The following is a 22518-nucleotide window of genomic DNA, read 5'->3' on the forward strand; positions in this document are numbered from 1 at the left end:
ATCGCTACCGAGCGCGGCATCCGCGGTCCGCACCTTGAAGCCGCAAAGCGTTTGCTTCCGCTAAGGAGCGCGCCGGTTGACGCGGTGCTTGCGGAGCAAGCGATGAGATATGCCCGCGTCCGCTCGATCAATGTCGGCCAGCTTGTCGACGTGCTGCCGGCGCCGCGCGAGGCCTGCCTCGCAGTGGTTTGGCGACTGATTGCGCGCGGCGCGTTCGTCGTCGATCTCACGAAGCCGATTACGGCCGAGACACAGGTCACGGTCCCATGAGTGCGCCCGAGCTGTCCATGGTTGATGCGACAGCTTGGGACGAGGCCCGTCGTTGTTTGCCCGTCATCCGTCGCCTGGCGGAGCATTCGGCTCGCAAACGAAGCGACATCGTCGCGGCCGCGGCTGAACTTGGCTATGGACCGACCCACGTATACGCGCTGCTGCGGCGCTACCTGGCCGATGCACGGCTCACCAGCCTGTTGCCGCGTCGCCGCGGCCCCGAGCGAGGCATATCCCTGCTTGATCAGAAGGTCGATGCACTGATCAGCGAGGTGATCGACAATTTCTATCTGACGCGTCAGCAACCGCGGATCGCTGACCTCTTTGATGAGGTCAGACGCCGCTGCATCGCGGCCGGCTTGGTTCCACCGAGCCGCAAGGCAATTACCGCGCGTCTGCAGACGCGTCGTCCGCGAGACGTCGTGGCAAAGCGTGAGGGCCGCAAGGCTGCCCGTGATCGCTACCTTCCCGCATTGGGATCCCTTGAGGCCCACTGGCCCCTGTCGCTGATCCAGATCGACCACACGCTGGTCGACGTGATCGTGGTCGACAGCGTGACCCGGATGCCGATCCAGCGCCCATGGCTGACGCTTGCGATTGATGTCTGCACGCGCTGTGTTGCTGGATTCCATCTGTCGTTGGAGCCGCCGTCTGCGACGTCGGTCGCGCTGTGCTTGAGTCATGCAGCCCTCTCCAAGGAGAGCTGGTTGGCTGAGCGCGGCATCGACGCGGTCTGGCCGGTGCGCGGCATCCCCGAGCGCTTGCATCTCGACAACGCCAAGGAGTTCCGATCCGAAGCCTTGAAGCGCGGCTGCGAACAATATGGCATCGCCATTGATCACAGGCCGGTCCGGACGCCGCATTACGGTGGGCACATTGAGCGGCTGATCGGCACCATGATGGGTAAAGTTCATCTGCTGCCGGGAGCGACATTCTCCAATGTGCAGGCAAAGGGCGATCTGAATCCCGACAAGACGGCTGCCATGACGCTCGACGAAGTCGAGCGCTGGCTGGGCCATGCGATCGCTGGCGTCTATCACGGCGATCTGCATCGGAGCATCGGCATGACGCCGCTGGCGGCCTGGAAGCGCGGTACCGTCGGCGATGCCACGACGCTTGGCCGCGGCGAGCCAACAGCGGTGGCCGATCCTCGCCGCTTCCTGATCGACTTCCTGCCGATTGCCCGCCGCATGATCCGGCGCGATGGCGTGGCGCTGCACTCGATCGCCTACTGGGCCGACGTGCTCAGCACCTGGATCGGACATCCGGAGCCAATGGTCATCCGCTATGATCCGCGCGACCTCAGTCGCATCTATCTGCTCGGCCCAGACGGCACCTATTATGACTTGAGCTACCGCGATCTGCGGCGTCCGCCCATTAGCCTGTGGGAGCACCGCTTGGCACTCAAGCGGCTGCGCGAGGGCGGCCGGGCTTTGGTCGACGAGACCGCGATCTTCCGCACAATCGAGGCTATGCGCACGATTGCCAACGACGCGGTCCTCGCCAGCAAGACGGCACGCCGGCAGCGCGAGCGACGCAAGAGCATCGTGCCAGCCGGCGGATGCTCCGATCTTCTGCCGATCGACGTCGACGAGGCCGATGCCTTCCAACCGGCCAGCGAAGACCTGCAGCCGCACGAGCGGATGTTCCCTGTGGAGGAATGGGAATGAGCGAGAAGTATGCGCATCTCCGCCCCTCGACGCGGCCATTTGCAGACGAAGATGCTGCCTCGCGGATACGGCGGATCCGCACAGATCGATGGATCGGCTACGCACGGGCGGAAGCCGTCCTGGCGGCGCTTGAAGACCTCTTGAGCTTCCCGAAACGATTGCGGATGCCCAATCTTCTGTTGGTCGGTCCGACCAACAACGGCAAGACGATGATCGTGGAGAAGTTCCGGCGAACACATCTGGCGGCCGGCGGAGAACCTGCCGAGGGCCCGGCACTCATTCCCGTGTTGAAGGTGCAAATGCCGTCGAGTCCAGACGAAGGCCGCTTCTTCGGCGCGATCCTCGATGCGCTGGGAATGCCATTCGGCCCCCGCGATCGGATCGCGGCCAAGCAGGACGCGGCCGTCCGCCTCATGCGCGCCACCAAAGTACAGCTGCTGGTGATCGATGAACTGCATAATCTGCTGTCCGGCACGGCGATGCAGCAGCGGCGCTTGCTCAACGTGCTTCGCTGGCTCGGCAACGAACTGCAGATCCCGTTGGTCGGGGTCGGCACGGCGGAAGCGCTGCGCGCGATCCGGAGTGACGAACAACTGGCCAATCGCTTCGAGCCTTGGCCGCTACCGCTATGGACCGACAATGAAGAGTATCGCCGTCTGTTGACCACGCTGGAGGCGGTGCTCCCGCTGCGCAAGCCATCGCATCTGACGGATCCGGCCATGGCAGCCCGCATCATCTCGGCTGCCGAAGGTGTACTTGGCGAGATTATTGCGATCGTCATTCGCGCCGCCGTTAAGGCAGTCGAGACGGGTGCGGAAACGATCTCCCCGCGCATGATCAAGCGTGCAGGCTTCATCCGGCCCTCCGAGCGTAGACGTGTTGCGATCTGATCTGTTTGCCGTCACGGCGTTGCCGCCAGCTCCGGCGACGACTGGACTCTTGCCCGTGCACGTTGCTCCGCAGAACGGTGAGGCCCTGGCATCCTGGATTTTGCGACTGAGCGCTGCTCTGAGACTGTCGCCGCTGGCGCTGGACCGCATGGCTTTTGGCATCGACGCCGATGTCGATCCGGAATGGTGGCGTCGTCCGTCCACCGAAACGCTGGCGCGGATTGCAAAAAGGACCGGCATCAGCACGCATGCACTTACAGCGATGACGTTCATCGGCTCGGCGAGCGCCCGCGACGACGAGGCCCCGCAGCGGTTCTGCAGCAGGCACGGCTCCGCCCTGTCCTTGCCTCGCAATCCAAGTGACCGCCGGGTGAATATTTGTCCGCAATGCCTTGCTGAAGACCGGCGAGGCTATTTGAGACTGCTCTGGATGAACGGATGGGCGGGCATCTGCCCGCAGCATCGGACCGTCCTGGCGGGACGTTGTCCGTCTTGTTATTGCGTACTCCACGCCTCTGGTCTTAATGCTCGCAGACCGGTTGACCCAAGCATCTGCCGGCGATGCGGCGCAACGCTCGCAGGCGTCGCGGGCGACGGCGCGCATCAAGCGGCGCTGCGACTTCAGGAACTCCTTGTCGCGGGCAAGCAATTGAACCGAACAGAGCTCCCCGGCGTTGGCGCGCTCGACTGGTCGACCACGATGGCACTGGTCGATGTGCTTCTCGGCATGGTCTGGATCGACATCCCGGGAAGGTACCGCGACCGGCTGTTTGCTCGCATCGCTAACGACTTCGGCCTTAGCAAACACAATAATATTGTGTGGGCCTCGAACTACGGCGGATTGGCGATCGTTGCCTGGCTGCTCGAGGACCTCCCGACACGCCTGCCGGCCACTATCGCGATTCTGCACGCCCCTCGGCTCGATCGCCTGCTCACTCGTGTGCCCGACCTGTCCTCCGAGATCTGCGACCGGCTGCGCGTGATCCTGACGCGGGCAAATGCTCCTTCGCCAAGAGGACCCTGGAGCTGGCGCAGTTGGATCATAACTCTTCCGAAGACTGGAAATGAATTGCGCGACCGAGCTCAACGCGAGCGCTACAGATTGCGTCGTCAGCGTTTGTTCGCCTTCGCGGCGGTCCGCGACGGAACGCCGGTCGAGGTTGCAGCGGAGAGCGTCGGCGTCACCAGACAAACGCTCTGTCGTTGGCTGCACCACGCTGCAACGCACGGCCTGGAAGCTGCGCTGGAGCGTCCTCGACGCCGGTCGCAACTGAGCGGAGCGCAAGCCGAGGCGCTGGGAACATGGATCGCTGCTGATCGCGCGCGTCAACGTCGCGGCGCAGTGATCAGTGCAGTGCTGACCCAGTTCGGCATCATTCTCAGCCCGGACCAGGCGTCCAGATTGCTTCGCGTCCATCGTGCCAGGCCGGGGCGGCGTCACCGTCCATGGAAGCCCAAGCCGCAGAGAGCTACGCAGGTCGCAGGATCTACTCATGATCCAGCTCCTGGTTCGTGAATCCAGTTCGCGAATCCTGGAGCCGTTTCGCGAAACCTTGCACCAGTTCGCGAAACCTCGCGCACCGACAACGGGCTTTGGAGCGGTCCGTTAGAAGAAATCCGAAGGATTTCTGGTTAGTAAAGTTAGAGCGGCTGGAAAGCGACGGGAAACAAATACTTAATCTCGATTTCGGTCCCCGATAGCACGAGGATCGGGTCCTCGATAGCACGAGGGTTGCGGTCCCCGATAGCACGAGCTGATTCACAGGTTATCCTCCGATTTTGGAATGAGACCGCGCCGGCGTAGGCGTGCCCTTAAGGGATCGACGGGCGTTGGCGCAAAATTTAGCCGCTCGGTGCCATCAGCATCGCGCGTAAGCACGAGTTCATAGCCGGGCAATGTCTGGCGCTGGACGATTTGGCGTAGGTCGTAAGCAAAATGCTTGAGCGGTGAGAGGATGCCGGACTTGGCGTGGAGGTGCACAAGGTCAAAGCTCCAGCCGCCGTCCTGACGCCCGCCATGCTTGCGCACGAGCCGGTAGAGCCAGCGCTCAAGCCCGCCCGTCAGATCGAAGTAGGCGCGGTCGATCGTGAGCACGAGCGCGTCATCGACGACGCCGGCATAGAACCAGTCAGGTAGGATCAGCTCGAGCCCGAATGGACGACCACTTGCATCGGCCGTCTCCTTCCACTCATTGATCCAGGAGAAGCGATGCCGTCGCCGTTCCGCCGGCTGGCGGATCGAGGTCAGCACGGTCGTTGACTGCAATCTGTCAAGACCCGCCTTCAGCCGGTCATAGTCGCGCGCGCTGGTGCCGCGGCCGACAAACGTCAAAATCTCGTAAGGCGTTGCGGTCATCAGACGCGACGTCTTCAGACCTGCGTCACGCGCTTCGACGATCTGGGACGCAGCCCAGATCAGAACGTCGGCATCCCAAATGGTCGCCATGCCGTGCTCCGGCACGGCTTCGACACGAATTGCGATTGCACCAGCACGGAAATCGATCGGCACAATGCGTTTGGTCTTTGCCAGGGAAAAGAACGGATAAGCCATCAAATCCTGCGCGTCGCGCGGCGCGAGATCGCCGGGGAGCGCCCGAAAGAGCTCAAGCTGGTCACGTTCGGAATGGTGTTTGCGCCGCATGGTCACTGCTCTCGCGCGGCAGATCAGCGACGTTCCTGGCCTGCATAGGGACGCAGGACCGGGTGCTTCTTGGCCGGCAGCACAGTACCCTTACCGGGATCTGACGTTGACGTTTTGGCGCCGAGATCAGCCCATGCTTTCAGGTCATCCAGGGCGTAGACGACGCGCCCGCCGATCTTCCGATAGGTGGGCCCGGTGCCGTACGTGCGGTGCTTCTCGAGCGTGCGACCGGAAAGACTAAGATAGCGCGCGGCCTCCGGTGTACGCAGGAAGCGCGGCGGTAGACCGGCCATCGAATCGGGCATTTGAGAACTCCAAGGTGACAGCGCACCGCGCATGGCGGCGCCGGCGCGTTTGCGGTCATCATGGAGAAGCGCGATGTCGGAGGGGGATGCCGAATATCGAGGGGTCGATTTTCGGCACCTCAGAAAGAGCGCTACTCGTCCCTGCGCCTGGGCCGAAGCAGCTTGCGATAGCCGCCGCGCACAAATGCGAGGCCGCTTTGTACAAGGCGACGGGTTCGGCTGCGCAGATCGTGTGTTTTCCAGGCACGATCCGATATGCGCGCCTTGCCAAACAGAGCTTCTGCGATGCTGCGATAAGTCGCGCCGGCGAGATACGCGGCGGCCGCGCGAAGGGCTGCGCACAGTCGTTCGCGCCGCTGTTTGGGCACGCGATGAAACGGAGGTCCTGGCGCGCGTCCATTCATCACGCGCCACAGCCGCGTGGCGGCATGCGCGCGCGTCTCCAAATCGCCGTCAAATGGCAGCTCAGCCGCATAGCGAGCGCCTGCGGTCAGCGGCTGTTTCGACCAGATGCGATGCTCCACCGAACCAATTTGCAGCACGGCGTGCCAGCCGTCAGCGGCACGGCGCACGTGGCCAGTTGCAAGATCAAACGGTGGCTGAGACGTTGGGCCTTGACCAAGCGTTGAAGTGCTTACAGCGACCGGGACGACGGTCGGCAGAACCTCGGGCGCCCAAAAGATTGTCTGCTCGCGCAACGACCTTTGCGGGTCATGCGCGAAAGCAGAGGCCCCACCTCCTCCTGAATTCCTCGGTCACCCCACCATCTGAGCTGCTAGCGATGATCGCATCGTAGTCACGCTGATAGTCCACGTTCATACGAAGGCCTACCCAGGCGATTTCAGTGATCTCAGCGTTCTCTAGGCTCTTAAATGAATCCGGCGATCGCCAGTCGAATTCAGGCATTGCTTCCGCCCCATTGCATGCAGCTAACAAGGATTGCGGCGCAATAATTATAAACGACGCGGTTGTAGGAAGCCCCTAGTTTGGCACCACGTGGTGCATGAGCATGACCACCGATAAGCGGAAGAAAAGCATTCCGGCTGCGCGCCTCTAGTCGGCGATTTTTCTATTTTGAGCCGACGCCACGCAAAAGACGTCCCTGCTCGGTCACCCATTTGGCGCGTGCAAGATGACTCTGATATGCGGTACGTGCATGATCCGGCTCTCGCTCCGGATCGATGTGCAAGACGATTCGAGCGACCTCACGCCAGTCCGCCCCCTCACCCTCCGCCTGCAGAATGCGAATGTATGTGACGACATGCTGCTCGTCATAGGGCGTTAGCTTCGGATCCGAGGGGGCAACGTCCGCAATGTCGGGATCGAGCGGCGGCTTCATCATGGCTTCCAATCCACTTACAACGATTCTAGACGCTTGGCCGCCAGAGTGGTGAACGCGTCCAAATTTAGCCGCATTCCGCCGGTGGGGGCCAGCACGTGATAGTTGAATACATATTATAGGAGATAAACCTCATAGTATGTAAAGCCGCAACTTGCGCCGATGGACATGCGCAAGTTGGTCGGTCGGAATTTCGCAAGACTGCGGAAGCAGAAGCGCTTCACGCAGGAGAAATTCGCCGAAATGTCCGGCTTTACCCAACAATATATCAGCGACTTAGAGCGGGGGCGCCGCAATCCAACTGTGGTCACTCTGTTTGAGCTCGCCAGCACGTTGGGAGTCAGTCACGTTGATCTCGTCGTCCCGGACGAGGAGGCGCGAAACGAGCGGTCAACACCTGCGAAGCGAAAATGATCGAGCTCGGAATCTATCCTGAACGATAGCAGGCATGATTCAGTCGGGCCAGAGGCCCGGGCGGGCCACTGCCGCAGATCCGCTTGCTGCTCGCCGGGTCCACCTGGCTGAAACCAGGCAACAGCTGCGTGCATCGGGGACGTTCCGAGACGCATATAGAGCAAGCTTGCGGAGAAGAAATACTTCGGGAAGACGCCTCCCTGCTCCCTGGTGAGGCGCGTGTCTAACGGATACTACGAGCGGTGACGTCGCAAAACGACTGTCCAATGTCGAATAGCGATCGCAAGAGCCGCGAGGGTGAGGGCGGCGAAGAAACTTGGCTCAAGTCCTGGAAGAATCGTTGCGCTTCCCGTGCAAGGATCAGAAGCGTCTTTGCTGAAGTCGGTACAAATTCGCGCGGGATCACTTACGGAACCATCCCAGAGCCATTGGAGACTCCAGAGACTGATGAGTTTCTTGCTGCCATCGTTCAGCATTATTTTTGCAGTCACAAACGAGTGCCAGAAGTAGATCATGGCAACAAAGGGAATGAAGGAGAGAAGAACCAACATCGATCCTTGATACACCTTCCCTTCAGTTGAAGCCGTGTCGATCTCGTCAAAGCCTACAACGGGAATGCGTTCGTGCCATCGGCCGCCGCCTCGGCGTGCATAGAGAAGCCCAATTGCCGATGAGGCAATTGCGAGAACGGAGCAAACAAGAATTGCCAGCATTGCAGCTGGCACTCGTTGCGAGAGAACAAGCTTGGCACCAAACACCTCATTACCGCCCTGCGCCACGATCCATGAATTCAGGGCGTAATAGAGTAACGCTGCGCTAACGACGAGCCACACTTTACTGAGCTGAATCTGTGTCATACGCCCCCACCGCGCAATCGGTTGTCCTTACAGAATGCCCCTCGCTTAAGAAAGAGGTAAAGGTCAATAATTCACGCAGGACGATAAAAAATTACTGGACTCAACTTAAGTAAGGTCCATGATCTCACCCATTTCCATTCATTAAACCATGATTCCTGGACAGCAAAAATGCGACGAAACCTTTGGATTGCCGTGACCTTGATCGGATTGGTACTTGCCGGCGGCGCGGGCCTTTATGCCACCTATCAGCGTGAATATTTGCTGACTGAGACGGCCAAAGCAGAATATGTCGGCCTGCATCAAAGCTTGGACGGCATCCATAGCTTCAAACAGCTCGAGGGCGACGGCGCCTTTATCGCGCTGCACAAGTCGATGTTCGACAAGATCAGCGCCGGGCTCTCGGGCCAAACTATTACGGTCTATTCCACGCGCCTGGATGGCGAGATCCGATTGTCCGTGAAATCCGCCGTGCTTCGGACAGAGCCTGGTCGGATGATGGCACAACTCGATCTGACCGCATCCGATTCCAAACGCGGCATCTCGGTGGGCCTCAATGTAGAGGGATTTGTCTACTATGCCGGCGCGACAGAGGAAGCCTCCACCTCGGAGGATGGTCCAACGAATGCCGCGAATTTCAAATTTATTCCAGTAAGGGTTATTCCCCAGATCCAGTACGGCTTTCTGAATTTCCGAGGGCGCCAGTTCGCCAGCGATACCATTACCGCCGGAATCCTATCCTTCCTGTTCGACAAGCTGGCATGGAAGGCGACCTACCGTCCGCGTGTAGCGTTTTCGCTTGGCTCACCTCAGACGATCACGCAGCATTTTGGCGATAACAACGCCGGTACGGTGGTTTTCGCGGCCACGCCTTCACCCTTTCATTTTGAGCAATGGCTGACCATAGTTGCACCGGTGTTCACTTCCAAAGGGATAGTCTTGACCGCAACGCCAGGTCCCACGCGCCAAACGCCAAATGTCCTTGCGGCTACCCTGCCTGACGAAATGAAGGCAGACGATCTCGACAGAGCGAGCCAGGACGTTGCTGCGAAGGCAAGCGTGCTGGACAAGCTTTTCGCGCGGGACGTGGCCGTCACTATCGGGCGTCAAGCGTTCGCGAAATTGACCGACGAACTTGCCACTGCTTTGTCCAGCTTCAACATCTCAATTCAGGGGAAATCAATCTCGGGCCGCCTATTTGATAAGAAGTGGCGCGACGACATTCTTGGCGAAGGCGGCTTTTTCGCCGAGATCCAGGATGCCGGAAGAATCGAAGGCCATGTCAGCTTTGCAAAGCCCAATGCCGCTCTCGACAAAGAGCATGGACCCTATCTGATCTTACCTGTCAGTGCATCATTCAACGCGCCCGTTCACGTCCACTTCGATCCATTAATTGGTGGCGGTATCGGGACGTCGATTGGAATGCAGGGTTCGGCGAGCACAACGCTCCATGCCTGGTTCGGAACCACGAAGTTCGAATTTGAGGGGCACTCGGTTGCGCTTGCGGGACCAGTTCTGAGCTGCGGGCTGCTCGATATTGATGCCAGAACCGATGGCAAGCTCAAGATCGGCGACGGAGTCGCCACTGTCCCCCAGATCGGAGCCAAAGTGGGCGCGCTCATCGGCGAGAAGCCCCTTGCGCCGTCCCTTATTGCTGGCGCGCCTATCGTGATGCCGCTCGTATCTCCAACCAAACAGGAAGAACGCTCGACGGCGCCGTTGAGCATCGTCGAGGGTCTCTTCGCATCGCTATCGTTGGATGATCTTGCTGCCGAACTCACCACTGAGGGATATAGAATTTCGACTAGCTTTAGCGTCTCGCTGGCCAATCAGCCATTCCCGTCGCCGCCGAGTGATTTCCTGGATCGCTTGCGAAAGGCAGCAACCGATCATTGGAATGCGACTATGCGACAACCCTGCCCTGACTTGCCCGGCATTCGGATCGAAGTTGGCGACCTGGAGATCGGACCAAACGGGGAGATCATGAAGTTCATAAGGAACGCCTGGAACGACATCACCAAGGGTCCCGGGAAGAATAATGAGGTTGTCAAACTTCTTGGCCGCATTCAAGCCGAAGCCGGAAAGTACGACGAAGCAACTAAGAAGGTCGCGAACGACGTAGGCGATTTGGCCAAGAAAGCATTCCCAACTGATAGTGGTGTTGGACATGCGGCTGGTGAATTGGCCAAGAGCGTTACGATATTGGCGACCAACCCCGTCGGGGCGGTTGGAGGTTTCTTCCATCAACTCGGAAACGGATTTAGATAGGCTTAGCGGAGAGAGCGGCGACTCGTGCCGCTACTTTTGCTTATCAGTTCCATGAAATGCTGAAAAAACGATCGTCAGATCGTCCGCGAGCCGGGCCGAAGGCCCGGCGAGCGCCGGATGCGGATCCGCGTCACCGCCGCCGATCCGGCTTGCCAGATCGGCGGCGGCACATCAGGCCTGGATAACTGGGCTGCGCAACCGAAAAACGGTCACGCGGCCTATACCTTCAGATCGCGCGTTCCATCAAGCGCTTTGCTTTGCTTTCCAGCTCAAGCCGGGCATCCTGATGAGCCTTGCCGCGGGCAAACGCAGTGATGCCCTGCACGAAATCAAAGATGCTTTCCGGCTTGCGATTTTCCTCGCCTAGAACGGTTTCGATGATTTTCGCTGTCTCGGCTTTGGAAAACCCGCCTTTGCGGAGGAAGGTCTCTCGGTCGTCGTCAGTCCGGGCAACGATCCGCTCCCGCGCCGCCTTAATGCCGGCGACGAATGGTGCGGGTGACGAGTTGGCAAAGTTCGTCAACGCAGGGGCGGCTTCGTGCGCAAAGCGTTGTGCGGCAAATTTGGAATGCCGGATGGTGATCTCCTCGAAATTCTCGACACCCCACAAATTGCGATTCATGCAGACGGCGCGAAGATAGAAACTCGCAATCCCAAGCGTCTTGCTCCCCACCTCGCTGTTCCAGCAATAGAACCCCCGGAAATACAAATCCGGTGATCCATCCGGCAGGCGCCCCGCCTCGATTGGGTTGGTGTCGTCGACCAGAAACAGGAACACGTCGCGGTCACTAGCGTAGAGCGTGGTCGTTTCCTTGGTCACGTCCACAAAGGGATTGTGGGTCATGGTCGCCCAGTCCATCACGCCGGGGACCTTCCAACGCGTGTCACTTGTGCCGTTGCCCGCGATCTTGATGACGGCCGCGATCAACTCATGATCCCAGATACGGCCATAGTCCGGCCCAGTAACCGCACAAAGCTCGATGCGTCCGTTATTGGTCTCCAAGGTTTTCACGAGTTCGGCGCGATGCGACAGCAAGCCGTGTTGCAGGTTGATGGCGGACAAGGCCGCGGGAAGCTGCCTCAGATAGGAGGTCGGCGCACCGACCTGCGCACACAACTGGCCAAAGCTCCAATGGGTCGGCGCCACCGGCTCATCACGTCCCGGCACAGTGAGGGCCAGCCGCTCGGCATTGTCCCGGCTCGCCTCCACTCGGATGGTGCGGCTTTCCACCGTCCGTGCCTGCGCGCGTTCGGCTCGTCCGCGCACTGCCTCATACAGGGCCGGCAGGTTCAAATACCGCTCGTCATCCGGTCGCGCAAACCACTCGGACGACACGCGGCCGATCCGCTGGCCGCGCGATACGTCCACGCGAAAACCGCCGGAAGCAGACTGTTGGCCTTCTGACAAAGTCATCATGTTCATGGTCATTCTCCTATGGGCTGAGGTTGAAGCGCAGCGCTGCGCTGCAACCCTGCCCGTCGGCGAGACCTGGGTAGCAAGGGCAAGGGCGGCCGGAGTGGAGGGGGATCACCCGCCTGACAAGGGCGCGCGGAAGCGCGCGTCTGCACGCGCCTGACGACATCGTCGTCATGAAGATTCTTTGCGCGGAAGACCGGGGATACCGCTCCGGCCGGCACGCGAAGCGTGCTTCACCCTTGGCCGCGCGAGGGCGGAGCCCTTAGCAATCTCCTCAAAGAAAAAATGCTTTTCTTCCTGCAAAGCGGCGCAAGAAATGCAAAAGAGCCCCGCCTCCGAGGAGGCGGGGCTGAAGATCCCGCGGGATCAGTCGCCGTTGCGGCGGGACCAGATCAGGGCGAAGCCCTCGTCGCTTTCGACCTTCACCAGCGAGGCGTAGATCGGGGCCGGGAAGGTCGGATCGTCGAGCTTGACCGAGAGGTATTCGCGATCGGTCTCGCGGGCGGTCTTCTTCCAGGCGGCACCGAGCTCGGTCGTACCGGCGAAGATGCGGTAGTCGGGCGCCTTGTCGTTGTCCTTCTCGGATGCCGCGAACTTTGCCTTGACGTTCAGGGTCAGCGTCTTGATCGAACCGATGTAGCCATTGTCCGAAGCGGTGAAGGTGCCGATGGTAGCCATGGTAGTCTCCGTTTGTTGCTCGGGCCGCGCCCATCGCAGCCTCGATGGCGATCCTTGGCCCGGGGAGCGATCGGCCCGCAGCCTTCAGGCCCGCAGCGACAGCGGAGGACGGCGATAGCCTGCTTTTTTGTCTTCCGCGAGGAATGCCGCCCCTTCGCGGCAGGGGAAAAAAGCAGGCGCAGCCGTTGCGGGAAGGCGATCGAGGCTCTTGCCGGCCCTCGGGCCTGATCAGCCCATTCGAGGTTGCGTTGGACGCGTCATGAATGAACTGACGGTGTCAATCGGCCCTTTAATTGCGGATTGATGTCAATTCTCTTTTTGAAAGCCATTCGGCAAAACGGTAGCGCTCGACCCGTCGGAGCGGGTCGGGGTTGCGGAGACGGGGGCGAGCGCGGCTGGTAGATCGATAGCCAGCTCGGTAGTCGTGGGCCGCTTAGCCGTTACCTAAATCTCAATGCGATCAACTGCCCGTCGCTGGGGTCATGGTCCTTTCCGAGGTCGCAAGCGCCTCATGATGATGTCCGGATCGGGTGCCTCATCGTTTGCAACGGCGTGCGGGCGAGGCCCGCCACCAGCCGATTGACCGAGGTCACCACGACCACCGTCCCAGCGGGACATCGCCGGGCCCGGCGGACCGGGCCAGGAACTTGCAAAATGAGGTCAGGCCGGCGCGTGGCCCCAGTCGAACGACGTACCATCGACCCAAATGCAGTGGAGGATCACAGCGATTTTGCGCGCAATGGCGACCTTTGCCTTTTTCATACCGACCCGCTTCGCGAGCTTTATTCCCCAGGCCTTGAGGGAAGACCATTTTTTGGTCCGATGGAGAAGGACGGTCGCTGCCTCGAACAGGTAGGTTCGGAGAAGCCTGTCGCCCCATCGGGAGATCTTGCCACTAGTGTCAGTTTCACCCGATTGGTTGCGCCGAGGTGTGAGGCCGAGATAGGCGCCGACTGTCGAGGCCGATCGGAAGCGGGACGGGTCATCGATCGTATGGCGGAACGTCAAGGCAGTCACCACGCCGACACCAGGAACCGTCATCAGGCGACGCGTCGTCTCGTCAGACTTTGCCAATCGGCGGACCTCGTCGTCGAATTTGCGCTGCTGCTGGCAGATATGCTCATGAATCGACAGGAGCGGCCCGATCACGTTGAGGAGTTGATGACCTTCGCCCAATAGCTCGCCGACCTGGTTACGGAACTGTTGGCCAATGGCGCGAGGGAATAGCAACCCACATTCCTTGATCAGACTGCGGACCTGGTTCTCGATATCCCGGCGCATGGACACAAGGCGGAATCGCGCGACAAGAATCGCTCGAACCTTCTGGCTCTCCTCGCTCTTGATTTTGACTTCGCGATACCACCCAACCCGCACCAGTTCGGCAATGCCCCGAGCATCATTCCGATCGCTCTTGTTCATGCGGACCGACAGTGCTGCGTGTGCATGCCTTGCATCGATGCAAACGACGGGGAGTTCAACCCTACGAAGCTCGTGCCAAAGCCAGCTCGCCATCGCGCCTGTCTCAAAGCCGATACGCTCCGCCAGTGGCGCATGTTTACAAAGCAGCTTGGACAGATCGCCGGGATCAGACTTGGCCTTTCCTTCAAAAATCGCTTGACCCGTCTCGTTGACTACGCACACTGAAGTTTCCCTTTGCGAGACATCCAGGCCGACGTATTGCCTCATGACAGCTCCTCCGAATCGCTTGATTGCGAGAGCTCGACGATAAGGGAGCTTCGTGCCCCGAGCGCTGACCGCAATTACGTCATCGTCTGTAAATTTGACCCCTCATTGGAGTGGGCCCTCCAGGGGGGACAGGTTGGCTTTCAGTAATTGACCGGACGGCCGGGCTTTCAGAGGATGAAGGCCCATGGCAAAGCACCGAACCCACAGCGTCGAGTTCAAACGGCAGGTGTCGCAAGAGTATCTGAGCGGCGAGACGCTGCACGGGCTCGCGAAGCGGCATGACATCTCCCGCAATCTGATCCGGATCTGGGTCGAGAAGTTTCAGGCAGGCGCTCTCGATGAAGATTTGGCGGCGGCCGATCTTCTCCAGGATTATGAGGCGCGAATTGCCGCCCTCGAGAGGCTGGTCGGGAAACAGGCCCTGGAGCTCGAGTTTCTAAAGGGGGCTCTGCATGCACGACCGCGGAGGAGAAGCGAGCCTACATCCGCGATCACCGGCCCCGCGGCCTCTCCGTCACGGAAGGATGTCGGCTGATGGGGATTGCGCGCTCGACTTACTATGACCGCTCTGAGAAGGCGGCCGATGATACTGCGATCGTTGAGGCGATCGCCACTATCTGCGACGAATTCGAGCACTATGGCTGGCGTCGCGTCCAGGCTGCGCTTCGCCAGCAGGGCCTGATCGTTAATCACAAGAAGATCCGCCGCCTGATGCGTGAGCATGACCTTCAGCCGAGATTACGTCGCCGCTTCATGGTGACAACAGACAGCGATCACGGTCAGCCGACCTTCCCGAATCTCGCCACCGACATCACTCCCACCGGTACCGACCAACTCTGGGTGGCCGATATCACATATGTCGCCATCGCCGGCGGCTTTGTCTATGTCGCCGTCATCTTGGATGCCTGGTCACGGCGAGTGGTCGGATACGCCATCAGCCGCTCGATCGACGCCCGGCTGACGCTCGCGGCCCTGGCCGCCGCGATCGAAGGCCGCAAACCACCTCCCGGCTGCGTGCATCATTCCGATCGTGGATCACAAGGCGGATTCAAACGGTCGTCGCAACACCAGTTGTTTTCACTCATAACAGCAATTCGTCAAGCGCCTCCGCCGGCGTTTTCCAGCCTAGTGTCTTTCTCGGACGGGCATTGAGGGCCGCTGCCACAGCGGATATCTCGTCGGCGCTATGGATGCTGAGGTCTGTGCCTTTCGGGAAGTACTGTCGCAGCAACCCGTTGGTGTTCTCGTTAGTACCGCGCTGCCAAGGGCTTTGCGGGTCGCAGAAGTAGACCTGGATACCCGCATCGATCTTGAGACGATCGTGCTGAGCCATTTCGGCTCCCTGATCCCAGGTCAGCGAGCGACGCAGTTCTTCGGGCAAGGTGATGACGGTGCGCGTGATCGCGTCGCGCACGGCCTCGGCCCCGTGTCCCGCGAGCGCAGGTCCGTTCTTCGCGCGCGGAGCTTCGCCGTGCCCCGCCAACCGGGGAAGGTGCAATAGCATCGTGAAGCGCGTCGTGCGCTCGACCAGCGTGCCGATTGCCGAGCTGCCAAGACCGAGGATGAGGTCTCCCTCCCAATGTCCCGGCACTGCTCGATCGGCAGCTTCAGCAGGGCGCTCACTGATCATGATCTCCGGCGAGACAAAACCCTTGCCTCGCCTGCGTACGCGCGCCCTGGGCATCCGTAATACACGCCCGGTTCGCAAGCAGGCCGTCAGCTCGCGGCGCAGTGCCCCACGGCCCTGAACGAAGAGAGCTTGATAGATAGCTTCGTGGCTGATGCGCATCGTCTTGTCGTCCGGGAAGTCGATCGGCAAGCGTCGGGCAATCTGCTCGGGACTCCAGGCTTTGGCCCATCGCCGATCCTTGCGTGGGCCATGCCGGCGGCCCTTCCACAGAACGGCGGGACCAGGAACGAGCGCGCCGCTCGGGGCTACGACGCCGCCAGCAAGTCTCTCCTCCACATAAGTGCGCAAGGTTGCATTGAGCGCAAGCTTGGTCGGCTTGGGTCGGCGGGCGGATCGATTCGCATGCCATTGGGCAGTTGTTGCCCGATACTCCAACCCGCCGCCGCGGGTAGCCGCGTTGCGTCGCAGTTCACGGGATATTGTCGAAGCAGCCCGCCCCAGGCGACGTCCAATCTCTTGCCTGGAATGGCCCTGCACCTTGAGGAGTGCGATCTCCTCGCGCTCTACCAATGAGAGGTACCGCCCGGAGAGTACCTTTGCCGAAGATCTGAACATCGCTGGTGGCATGCCGCCCGCCTTTCGGAATAATCTGCTTCCGACAGGTTGTGACAATCCGGCTTCCAGCGCAGCATCCTCGCTGCTTAGCCCCGCGGCAATCGCCAGCCAAAATCTATTCTGTTCATCGCGTCCTGCAACAGACGGCCGTCCTGGCGATGGCAATGGGGCTCGTCCTGACCGCGCCGATCGGCGCCTTACAACGTTCATCGCAACCTCCAACCTCCGAGTGTTGCGACGACCGTTTGAATCCGCCCAATACGCTGCGGCTGCCTATCGCGATCATCTTGCCGCCCACGGCTTGATCGGCTCCATGGGCCGGCGCGGCAACCCATACGACAATGCCACGGCGGAGAGCTTCATGAAGACACTCAAGGTCGAAGCCGTTTATCCGATGGCATTCGAAACCTTCATCGACGTTGCCGAAAACCTTCCGCGCTTCCTTGAGGAGGTTTACAACCGTCGACGGCTTCACTCGGCACTCGGTTTCTCAGTCCTGTGCAATTCGAGGATCAACACACCCGGCGAACGGTCAAACCAGCAGCCTGACCCCGTCTGCTCCGAGGGGCCCACTCCACATCGGCGTCCAATTTTGACCCCTTCGTGCGCCGCGGTTTGACGGTAGCGCTCGGCTCGTTGGAGCTGGCCGGGATAGCGGAGACGAGACGAGCGCGGGTGGCGTGATCGTCGTCGCGGCTTTTGAAGCGCCAGCTGACATTGCCGGTCTCGACGATGTCACAGTGATGGGTCAACCGATCGAGCAGCGCGGTGGTCATTTTGGCGTCGCCGAACACGCTCGGCCATTCGCCGAAGGCGAGATTGGTGGTCACGATGACGGAGGCGCGCTCATAGAGCCGGCTGACGAGGTGGAAGAGAAGCTGGCCACCGGACTGGGCGAAGGGCAAATAGCCGAGTTCATCCAGCACAATGAAGTCCATCCGGGTCAGATGCTCGGCGAGCCGTCCTTGCCGTCCGTTGCGGGTCTCGGTCTCGAGGCGATTGACGAGATCGACTACGTTGAAGAAGCGGCCGCGGGCACCGGATCGGATGCAGCTTCTGGCGATGGCAATGGCCAGGTGGGTTTTGCCTGTGCCGGTGCCGCCAACCAGCACGACGTTGCGTTGTTGGGCGATGAAGCCGCCGCCAGCAAGATCATTGACGAGAGTCTGATTGATCGGCGTGCCGTCGAACTGGAAGTCGGCGATGTCCTTGGCAAGCGGAAGCTTGGCAATGGTGAGCTGGTATTTGATCGACCTGGCTTGCTTCTCGTTGATCTCGGCGTTGAGCAGGTCGCCGACAATGCGCTGAGGTTCGTGCTGGCGCTTGATGGCAGTTGCCATGATCTCGTCGAAGGCAGCCTTCATGCCATAGAGCTTGAGTTCGCCCATGAGGTCGAAGATTTGGATTCGTTCCATCAGATGGTCCTCCGGAGGTTGTCGTAGCGGGCACAATCGGCGATCGGTGCATGACGGAGCGTCAGTGCGGCCGGCGTCATGATGTTGGCCGGTGGGGCGGGTTCACGTTGACGGGCCAAGATATTGAGCACGACATCGGCGGAATGGACGCTATGACTGAGTGCTTCGGCACAGGCAGCTTCCACCGCGGGAAGGCCGTCGGTCAGCACCGCATTGAGGATATCGACCATCTGCCGGTTGCCGTCATCAGTGCTGGCGAGTTTGCGCCGGATCCGCTCGATCGCGGCCGGTAGCACCCAGTCCTTGAAGGGAGCACCGTTGCGCAAGGCGCCGGGTTTGCGGGCGAGAACCGGCACATAATGCCAGGGGTTGTAGACGGTATCGCCGCGGCCAAAGGATCGCGGGTGCTCGGCAACAATGCGTCCATCCTGACGGATTACGACGCGATCAGCATAGGCTTGAACCTCGACGGGTCGTCCGACTGCGCTGGCTGCGACCGAGTACTTGTTGTTGTCGAAGCGCACCAGGCAGGTCTTCGAGACCGACGCCGTAACTGCATGGAAGCCGTCGAAGCGGCCAGCATAGGGAACGAGTTTGGGGCGTTCGGCTTCGAACACTTCCCAGATCGTCTGATCGACCAGCTCCGGATGGCGATGAGCCTTGGCGTAAGCGATGCATTTGTCGAGCAGCCAGGCGTTTAACTCGTCGAGATTTTTGAACCGCAGCCGCGGCGTGAAGAAGCGTTCCCTGACCAGCCCGACCTGGTTCTCGACCTGCCCCTTCTCCCAGCCGGACGCTGGCGTGCAGGCGACCGGATCGACCAGATAGTGGCTGCACATCTGCAGGAAGCGGCGATTGTAGAGACGCCCTTTACCGACGAAGATCGTCTCTACGGCGGTCTTCATGTTGTCGTAGATGCCGCGGGTGCAGGTGCCTTTGAACAGGGCGAACGCCCGGTCGTGGGCATCGAACACCATCTCCTGCGTCTCCCGCGGATAGGCCCGCACGAACAGCATGCGGCTGTGACAGAGCCGGACATGGGCGGCCTTCACCATCACCGTGGTGCCGCTCAGCAAGACCACCTCGTGGCTCCAGTCGAACTGGTAGGCTTCGCCCGGCGCAAAACTCAGCGGGACATAAGCGGCCGCGGTCGATTGCCCGCGTTCTTTGCTCCACCGCCTGGCGTAACGCCGCACCGCATCGTAGCCGCCCTCATAGCCGCGGCCGCGCAGTTCTTCGAAGATCCGGATCAGCGTCAGCTGTTCACGAGCGGATTTAGCCACGTTCGCCGCAAGCAGCCCGTCAAGTTCTACTGCCCATCGTCCGAGCTTTGGCCGCGGCTGCACTTGCCGCTCATACTCGAAGGAGGTCTCTCCCGACCTCAGAACCTTCCGGACCGTGTTCCGCGACACATTCAGGTCACGTGCGATCTCCTTGATCGTCTTGCCCTTGATGAAGTGCTCGCGCCGAATCCGCGCAATCGTCTCCACGACCAGCATCCCCCACCACCTGCTTTGTTACGAAGCAGGCAGCGCAACAGACCAACCTGTAGGGGGTCAATTTTGGACGCCGATCCCCCGGCTTAGGGGGTCAATATTGCAGGCCGAATGACAAGCGCTATTCGGCTCAGTACCGGACGCCCCGGCGGGAGGCTCGCCGAACTTGTAGGAGGCCTGGAGGAAGCCGCCAAAGCGTTCGTAGGTGAAGGTCGTCGGGACCGCCAGCACGCCATGGACTTTGCTCGTGCCGTTGTCCGTCTTCGCGTACCAGTAACGGCCACCCGCGCCGACGCTGAAGTTCTGCGTCACATCATAGGAGACGATGCCCTCGAGTTGGTAGCCCCAGCCATCGCCCGACTGCGGCTCCGGGTTGATGTCCGGCCGCATCCAGTGGTTATCAAAGCCACTCAAGTGGACGAAGGGCAGATAGGCGCCGTCCAATGTGAGCTTCCACTGCGGAGCCAGATTGATCACACCGTTCAAGCCGACACGCAGCGAGTCCCAGGTTTCGGTCTTGCTGAGACCCAGCACGCTCCCGGAAGCCGCCGGGGTACAAATAGACGGATTGCCCGCAACCTGCGTGCAGCCATAGGCATTCACGTTCTCGTAGAACCGGTTGTAGCCGAGGAAGCCGCCGACCTTGAAGCTCGACCCTTTCCAGAAATTGTAGCCGGCATCGACGGTGCCATAGGCCTGGCTGCCGTTGTTGACGTTGCTGACGGTGTTGGAATACAGCGGCATCGCCGGCGGGAAATCCTCGTCGTTGATGCTGCCGTTGATGTTGCCCGCGCCGACGAAGCCCTTGGCGAAGAATCCGGAAAGATGATCCAGCCGGGCAAAGGCTTCCCCTGCGTGGCTGCCGAGATTCTTGTACGTCAACTGCGAATTGACCTGCCCGGGCACGAACGGATGGCCCAGCGTGTAACGGGTACGCCCGGAGCTGTAGAAGTAGCGCGCGCCGACTTCAATGATCCATGGCGACAGCACAAGCGGCGGCGGCGCCTTGAGCGCCTTCACCGGCATGCCAGGCGTCGCTACCGCGACCCCGTCGGGAGCTGCGTCCCAATGATAGTTCACGCCGACGCGCGCGATGCTGCCATGCGTCGCGAAATCATACTGCGACTGGAATCCACGCACCATGGTCGGCGTTCCGTAGTCCGATGTCAGCGAGTGGTTGCCGAGATCGTAGTAGAGGTATTCACCCTTGACCGTCCAGTGCGGGGCGAACCTGTACTCGACGCCCGCGCCGGCGGTCCAGCCAACCTGGAATGCGTGGCCTGACGCTCCGAAATCCCGGAAGGCGTCCGGTCTATGAAGATGGAAGTCGCCTTGCGCGCCCACGTCACCATAAGCGAGGCCGGCGGTGCCATAGAGCAGGAGGTCGGGCCTCGCCAGGAAGCCGGCCCGGGCACGCACCGTTCCAAATGCGTCGATGGTCTGGCTCGCGGTGACGAAGTTACCCGGAAAGCTGTTGCCCCCGTTGTTCGCGGCCACCACAGGACCTGAAATTGTCTGGCGACCGCCGATGTTGGCCCAGTCGAGATCGGCCTCGAAACCCCAGACCCAATTGTTGATCTGCCAGTTGACGCCAGCCTGGCCGCCGGCGAGGCCGCCGCTCATCGTGTGGCCAAGATCGTAGACGCCCATCGCACCGGGAAAGCCGAGTTCGCCAAATCTCATGCCGAACTCGTTGGCGCCGGTCGAGCCGAAGCCACCGCCGCCGTTCAGACCCGCGTAGAAGCCGGTCCAACTGCCGACCGTTTGAACCGGGGCCGGAGCCTTATAGGAGAGGTCCGCAGCCGATACCGGACCGGGACCGACCAATGCAACTGCCGAAGCGATCGGCATCGTCCAATGCAGGTTTCTCAAGACAGCCAGTTCGATGTAGCCAATTCGGAAGACCTTGGGCATTACGCTTCTCCATCATCTGCAGATTCGGTCAGCGCGATCAGTTCGCGCTCCCGGAGTCGATGCGCTGCGGCACCACTGTGTTTTCGATGAACCCGATCCCTTCGATTTCGACCCGCGTGCGATCCCCTGCCTTCAGAAAGGCCGGCGGCTTCATCGCCGCACCAACGCCACCAGGCGTCCCGGTGAAGATGAGATCGCCGGGCTCCAGCGTCATTGCGCGGCTGAGGTATTCGACCTGATCGAATACGTTGAAAACGAGGTGGCGGGTATTCGAGTGCTGGCGGATCTCGTCATTGACCAGGCATTTTACGTCCAGATGATGAGGATCTCCGATCTCCTCGGAAGTAACGATCCAGGGCCCAATCGGTGCGTGCGTGTCGAACGATTTGCTGACGCACCATTGGGAACTATGCTGCTGCCAATCGCGGACCGAGACGTCGTTTCCGGCGCAGAACCCGAATATGCAACCGCGCGCGTGGGCCGCGGCGACGTGCTTGGCGCGGCGGCCAATTACGGCAACCAGCTCGGCCTCATAGTCGAGCCGTGACGAAGCTATCGGAAGATCGATTGGGTCGTAAGGACCATTGATGCCGGTGGTCGCTTTCGCGAACCATAGCTGCTGCTCGGGTGTTTTGCTGCCGGTCTCCGGGATGTGGTCGGCGTAATTCAAGCCGATCGCCAGCACCTTGCCGGGGCGAGCTATGGGTGCGAGAATCTTGACGTCGGATAGGCGAATCCGGGGTGCCGCGCGGAGATGTCTGACCACAACATCTTTAAGAGCGCACCACCCCTCGATCAGAGGGGCCAGATCGCGTGCACCGCCGGCCACGTCAGTCAAATCGACGACCGCCTGCTCGGCCAACGCGCCGACACCAACACGGTTCTGGTGCTTGTATCTGAGGAGCTTCATTCGTGTCTCTCTCCTGGAGAAAGTCAAATTTTGCGATGAGCGGCCGCGCGTCAGGGCGGCGCGTCCACGCGCGCTTGCCAGGCATCTGGCGGATGGATGTTCGTTT

Annotated in this window: 22 protein-coding genes and 1 pseudogene; 9 read left to right on the forward strand and 14 right to left on the reverse strand. The window is 60.7% G+C overall.

The features are described 5' to 3' along the window. The first annotated feature begins 102 nt into the window (after positions 1-102). Genes ACVJ5M_RS44960 through ACVJ5M_RS44975 form a run of 4 tightly spaced genes read left to right on the forward strand, consistent with a single transcriptional unit; the run spans position 103 to position 4346 of the window. Complete coding sequence (locus ACVJ5M_RS44960) at positions 103-270, forward strand: hypothetical protein (RefSeq protein ID WP_354100736.1); 168 nt, start codon at positions 103-105, stop codon at positions 268-270. Next, positions 267-1940 carry a Mu transposase C-terminal domain-containing protein gene (locus ACVJ5M_RS44965; RefSeq protein WP_354100735.1) on the forward strand — a complete coding sequence of 558 codons (1674 nt, stop codon included), beginning with the start codon at positions 267-269 and terminating at the stop codon, positions 1938-1940. The genes ACVJ5M_RS44960 and ACVJ5M_RS44965 overlap by 4 nt, the downstream gene beginning before the upstream one ends. Continuing rightward, positions 1931-2830: a TniB family NTP-binding protein gene (locus ACVJ5M_RS44970; protein WP_456679756.1), complete on the forward strand. Its 900-nt coding sequence runs from the start codon at positions 1931-1933 to the stop codon at positions 2828-2830. Before ACVJ5M_RS44965 ends, ACVJ5M_RS44970 begins: the two co-directional genes overlap by 10 nt. Next, complete coding sequence (locus ACVJ5M_RS44975; RefSeq protein ID WP_354079428.1) at positions 2817-4346, forward strand: TniQ family protein; 1530 nt, start codon at positions 2817-2819, stop codon at positions 4344-4346. Before ACVJ5M_RS44970 ends, ACVJ5M_RS44975 begins: the two co-directional genes overlap by 14 nt. A gap of 243 nt (positions 4347-4589) precedes the next feature. Here ACVJ5M_RS44975 and ACVJ5M_RS44980 read toward each other — a convergent pair whose 3' ends face one another. The 5 genes from ACVJ5M_RS44980 to ACVJ5M_RS45000 all read right to left on the reverse strand — a co-directional run bounded on the left by ACVJ5M_RS44980 (position 4590) and on the right by ACVJ5M_RS45000 (position 7118). Further along, the gene (locus ACVJ5M_RS44980; RefSeq protein ID WP_354079610.1) at positions 4590-5471 is read right to left on the reverse strand and encodes a replication initiator protein A; all 882 of its coding nucleotides are present in this window, start codon (positions 5469-5471) and stop codon (positions 4590-4592) included. 23 nt (positions 5472-5494) lie between these two features. Next, positions 5495-5776 (reverse strand): helix-turn-helix transcriptional regulator, encoded by a 282-nt coding sequence (locus ACVJ5M_RS44985; RefSeq protein ID WP_354079426.1) that lies wholly within the window; start codon positions 5774-5776, stop codon positions 5495-5497. Positions 5777-5907: 131 nt separating this feature from the next. Then, the gene (locus ACVJ5M_RS44990; protein ID WP_354079424.1) at positions 5908-6474 is read right to left on the reverse strand and encodes a DUF2285 domain-containing protein; all 567 of its coding nucleotides are present in this window, start codon (positions 6472-6474) and stop codon (positions 5908-5910) included. Positions 6475-6487: 13 nt separating this feature from the next. Next, entirely contained in the window at positions 6488-6682 is a 195-nt protein-coding gene (locus ACVJ5M_RS44995) for a transcriptional regulator domain-containing protein (RefSeq protein WP_247447574.1), read from the reverse strand. A gap of 163 nt (positions 6683-6845) precedes the next feature. Next, positions 6846-7118 (reverse strand): DUF2285 domain-containing protein, encoded by a 273-nt coding sequence (locus ACVJ5M_RS45000; RefSeq protein WP_354079422.1) that lies wholly within the window; start codon positions 7116-7118, stop codon positions 6846-6848. 159 nt (positions 7119-7277) lie between these two features. On the opposite strand from ACVJ5M_RS45000, the gene ACVJ5M_RS45005 reads away from it, so the two are divergent. After that, complete coding sequence (locus ACVJ5M_RS45005) at positions 7278-7529, forward strand: helix-turn-helix domain-containing protein (protein WP_354079420.1); 252 nt, start codon at positions 7278-7280, stop codon at positions 7527-7529. Positions 7530-7762: 233 nt separating this feature from the next. On the opposite strand, the gene ACVJ5M_RS45010 is transcribed toward ACVJ5M_RS45005, so the two are convergent. Further along, the gene (locus tag ACVJ5M_RS45010; RefSeq protein ID WP_354079418.1) at positions 7763-8386 is read right to left on the reverse strand and encodes a hypothetical protein; all 624 of its coding nucleotides are present in this window, start codon (positions 8384-8386) and stop codon (positions 7763-7765) included. Between the two features lie 168 nt (positions 8387-8554). On the opposite strand from ACVJ5M_RS45010, the gene ACVJ5M_RS45015 reads away from it, so the two are divergent. Continuing rightward, positions 8555-10651 carry a hypothetical protein gene (locus ACVJ5M_RS45015; RefSeq protein ID WP_354079416.1) on the forward strand — a complete coding sequence of 699 codons (2097 nt, stop codon included), beginning with the start codon at positions 8555-8557 and terminating at the stop codon, positions 10649-10651. Between the two features lie 226 nt (positions 10652-10877). On the opposite strand, the gene ACVJ5M_RS45020 is transcribed toward ACVJ5M_RS45015, so the two are convergent. The 3 genes from ACVJ5M_RS45020 to ACVJ5M_RS45030 all read right to left on the reverse strand — a co-directional run bounded on the left by ACVJ5M_RS45020 (position 10878) and on the right by ACVJ5M_RS45030 (position 14432). After that, on the reverse strand, positions 10878-12068 hold the full coding sequence (locus ACVJ5M_RS45020; protein ID WP_354079608.1) for a DUF932 domain-containing protein: 1191 nt from the start codon (positions 12066-12068) through the stop codon (positions 10878-10880). A 366-nt stretch (positions 12069-12434) separates the two neighbouring features. After that, positions 12435-12746, reverse strand: coding sequence for a DUF736 domain-containing protein (locus tag ACVJ5M_RS45025; protein WP_354079414.1), 312 nt, complete (start codon positions 12744-12746; stop codon positions 12435-12437). Between the two features lie 660 nt (positions 12747-13406). After that, a complete protein-coding gene (locus tag ACVJ5M_RS45030; protein ID WP_354079412.1) occupies positions 13407-14432 on the reverse strand; it encodes an IS110 family RNA-guided transposase in 1026 nt (341 codons plus the stop codon). Positions 14433-14616: 184 nt separating this feature from the next. On the opposite strand from ACVJ5M_RS45030, the gene ACVJ5M_RS45035 reads away from it, so the two are divergent. Together ACVJ5M_RS45035 and ACVJ5M_RS45040 are read left to right on the forward strand one after the other, a co-directional pair. Beyond that, a complete protein-coding gene (locus ACVJ5M_RS45035) occupies positions 14617-14967 on the forward strand; it encodes a transposase (protein WP_063981905.1) in 351 nt (116 codons plus the stop codon). Then, positions 14916-15584, forward strand: coding sequence for an IS3 family transposase (locus ACVJ5M_RS45040; RefSeq protein WP_162479148.1), 669 nt, complete (start codon positions 14916-14918; stop codon positions 15582-15584). The genes ACVJ5M_RS45035 and ACVJ5M_RS45040 overlap by 52 nt, the downstream gene beginning before the upstream one ends. Here the strand turns inward: ACVJ5M_RS45040 and ACVJ5M_RS45045 are convergent. Then, positions 15514-16887, reverse strand: coding sequence for an IS30 family transposase (locus ACVJ5M_RS45045; protein WP_210168703.1), 1374 nt, complete (start codon positions 16885-16887; stop codon positions 15514-15516). The two genes, ACVJ5M_RS45040 and ACVJ5M_RS45045, sit on opposite strands and share 71 nt — an antisense overlap. 103 nt (positions 16888-16990) lie before the next feature. On the opposite strand from ACVJ5M_RS45045, the gene ACVJ5M_RS45050 reads away from it, so the two are divergent. After that, positions 16991-17296 (forward strand): integrase core domain-containing protein, encoded by a 306-nt coding sequence (locus ACVJ5M_RS45050; protein WP_456679763.1) that lies wholly within the window; start codon positions 16991-16993, stop codon positions 17294-17296. On the opposite strand, the gene istB is transcribed toward ACVJ5M_RS45050, so the two are convergent. The 4 genes and pseudogenes from istB to ACVJ5M_RS45070 form a co-directional block, all read right to left on the reverse strand. Next, entirely contained in the window at positions 17190-18092 is a 903-nt protein-coding gene (istB, locus tag ACVJ5M_RS45055) for an IS21-like element helper ATPase IstB (RefSeq protein WP_456679757.1), read from the reverse strand. The genes ACVJ5M_RS45050 and istB overlap by 107 nt on opposite strands. Positions 18093-18100: 8 nt before the next feature. Next, positions 18101-19591, reverse strand: a pseudogene (istA, locus tag ACVJ5M_RS45060) (IS21 family transposase); the annotation flags it as partial. 57 nt (positions 19592-19648) lie between these two features. Continuing rightward, entirely contained in the window at positions 19649-21502 is a 1854-nt protein-coding gene (locus ACVJ5M_RS45065) for an outer membrane beta-barrel protein (RefSeq protein WP_354081173.1), read from the reverse strand. Positions 21503-21539: 37 nt separating this feature from the next. Then, positions 21540-22412, reverse strand: coding sequence for a fumarylacetoacetate hydrolase family protein (locus ACVJ5M_RS45070; protein WP_354081175.1), 873 nt, complete (start codon positions 22410-22412; stop codon positions 21540-21542). Positions 22413-22518 lie beyond the last annotated feature (106 nt).

This window comes from Bradyrhizobium sp. S3.7.6 (assembly GCF_054061875.1).

What these genes read in the sequence shown, in the direction of transcription:
- ACVJ5M_RS44960 (WP_354100736.1), top strand. Translation starts at nt 103, where the DNA reads ATGAGATATGCCCGCGTCCGCTCGATCAATGTCGGCCAGCTTGTCGAC.
- ACVJ5M_RS44965 (WP_354100735.1), top strand. Translation starts at nt 267, where the DNA reads ATGAGTGCGCCCGAGCTGTCCATGGTTGATGCGACAGCTTGGGACGAG.
- ACVJ5M_RS44970 (WP_456679756.1), top strand. Translation starts at nt 1,931, where the DNA reads ATGGGAATGAGCGAGAAGTATGCGCATCTCCGCCCCTCGACGCGGCCA.
- ACVJ5M_RS44980 (WP_354079610.1), bottom strand. Translation starts at nt 5,471, where the DNA reads ATGCGGCGCAAACACCATTCCGAACGTGACCAGCTTGAGCTCTTTCGG.
- ACVJ5M_RS44985 (WP_354079426.1), bottom strand. Translation starts at nt 5,776, where the DNA reads ATGCCCGATTCGATGGCCGGTCTACCGCCGCGCTTCCTGCGTACACCG.
- ACVJ5M_RS44995 (WP_247447574.1), bottom strand. Translation starts at nt 6,682, where the DNA reads ATGCCTGAATTCGACTGGCGATCGCCGGATTCATTTAAGAGCCTAGAG.
- ACVJ5M_RS45000 (WP_354079422.1), bottom strand. Translation starts at nt 7,118, where the DNA reads ATGATGAAGCCGCCGCTCGATCCCGACATTGCGGACGTTGCCCCCTCG.
- ACVJ5M_RS45005 (WP_354079420.1), top strand. Translation starts at nt 7,278, where the DNA reads ATGGACATGCGCAAGTTGGTCGGTCGGAATTTCGCAAGACTGCGGAAG.
- ACVJ5M_RS45010 (WP_354079418.1), bottom strand. Translation starts at nt 8,386, where the DNA reads ATGACACAGATTCAGCTCAGTAAAGTGTGGCTCGTCGTTAGCGCAGCG.
- ACVJ5M_RS45015 (WP_354079416.1), top strand. Translation starts at nt 8,555, where the DNA reads ATGCGACGAAACCTTTGGATTGCCGTGACCTTGATCGGATTGGTACTT.
- ACVJ5M_RS45020 (WP_354079608.1), bottom strand. Translation starts at nt 12,068, where the DNA reads ATGATGACTTTGTCAGAAGGCCAACAGTCTGCTTCCGGCGGTTTTCGC.
- ACVJ5M_RS45025 (WP_354079414.1), bottom strand. Translation starts at nt 12,746, where the DNA reads ATGGCTACCATCGGCACCTTCACCGCTTCGGACAATGGCTACATCGGT.
- ACVJ5M_RS45030 (WP_354079412.1), bottom strand. Translation starts at nt 14,432, where the DNA reads ATGAGGCAATACGTCGGCCTGGATGTCTCGCAAAGGGAAACTTCAGTG.
- ACVJ5M_RS45035 (WP_063981905.1), top strand. Translation starts at nt 14,617, where the DNA reads ATGGCAAAGCACCGAACCCACAGCGTCGAGTTCAAACGGCAGGTGTCG.
- ACVJ5M_RS45045 (WP_210168703.1), bottom strand. Translation starts at nt 16,887, where the DNA reads ATGAACGTTGTAAGGCGCCGATCGGCGCGGTCAGGACGAGCCCCATTG.
- ACVJ5M_RS45050 (WP_456679763.1), top strand. Translation starts at nt 16,991, where the DNA reads ATGGGCCGGCGCGGCAACCCATACGACAATGCCACGGCGGAGAGCTTC.
- istB (WP_456679757.1), bottom strand. Translation starts at nt 18,092, where the DNA reads ATGGAACGAATCCAAATCTTCGACCTCATGGGCGAACTCAAGCTCTAT.
- ACVJ5M_RS45065 (WP_354081173.1), bottom strand. Translation starts at nt 21,502, where the DNA reads ATGCCCAAGGTCTTCCGAATTGGCTACATCGAACTGGCTGTCTTGAGA.
- ACVJ5M_RS45070 (WP_354081175.1), bottom strand. Translation starts at nt 22,412, where the DNA reads ATGAAGCTCCTCAGATACAAGCACCAGAACCGTGTTGGTGTCGGCGCG.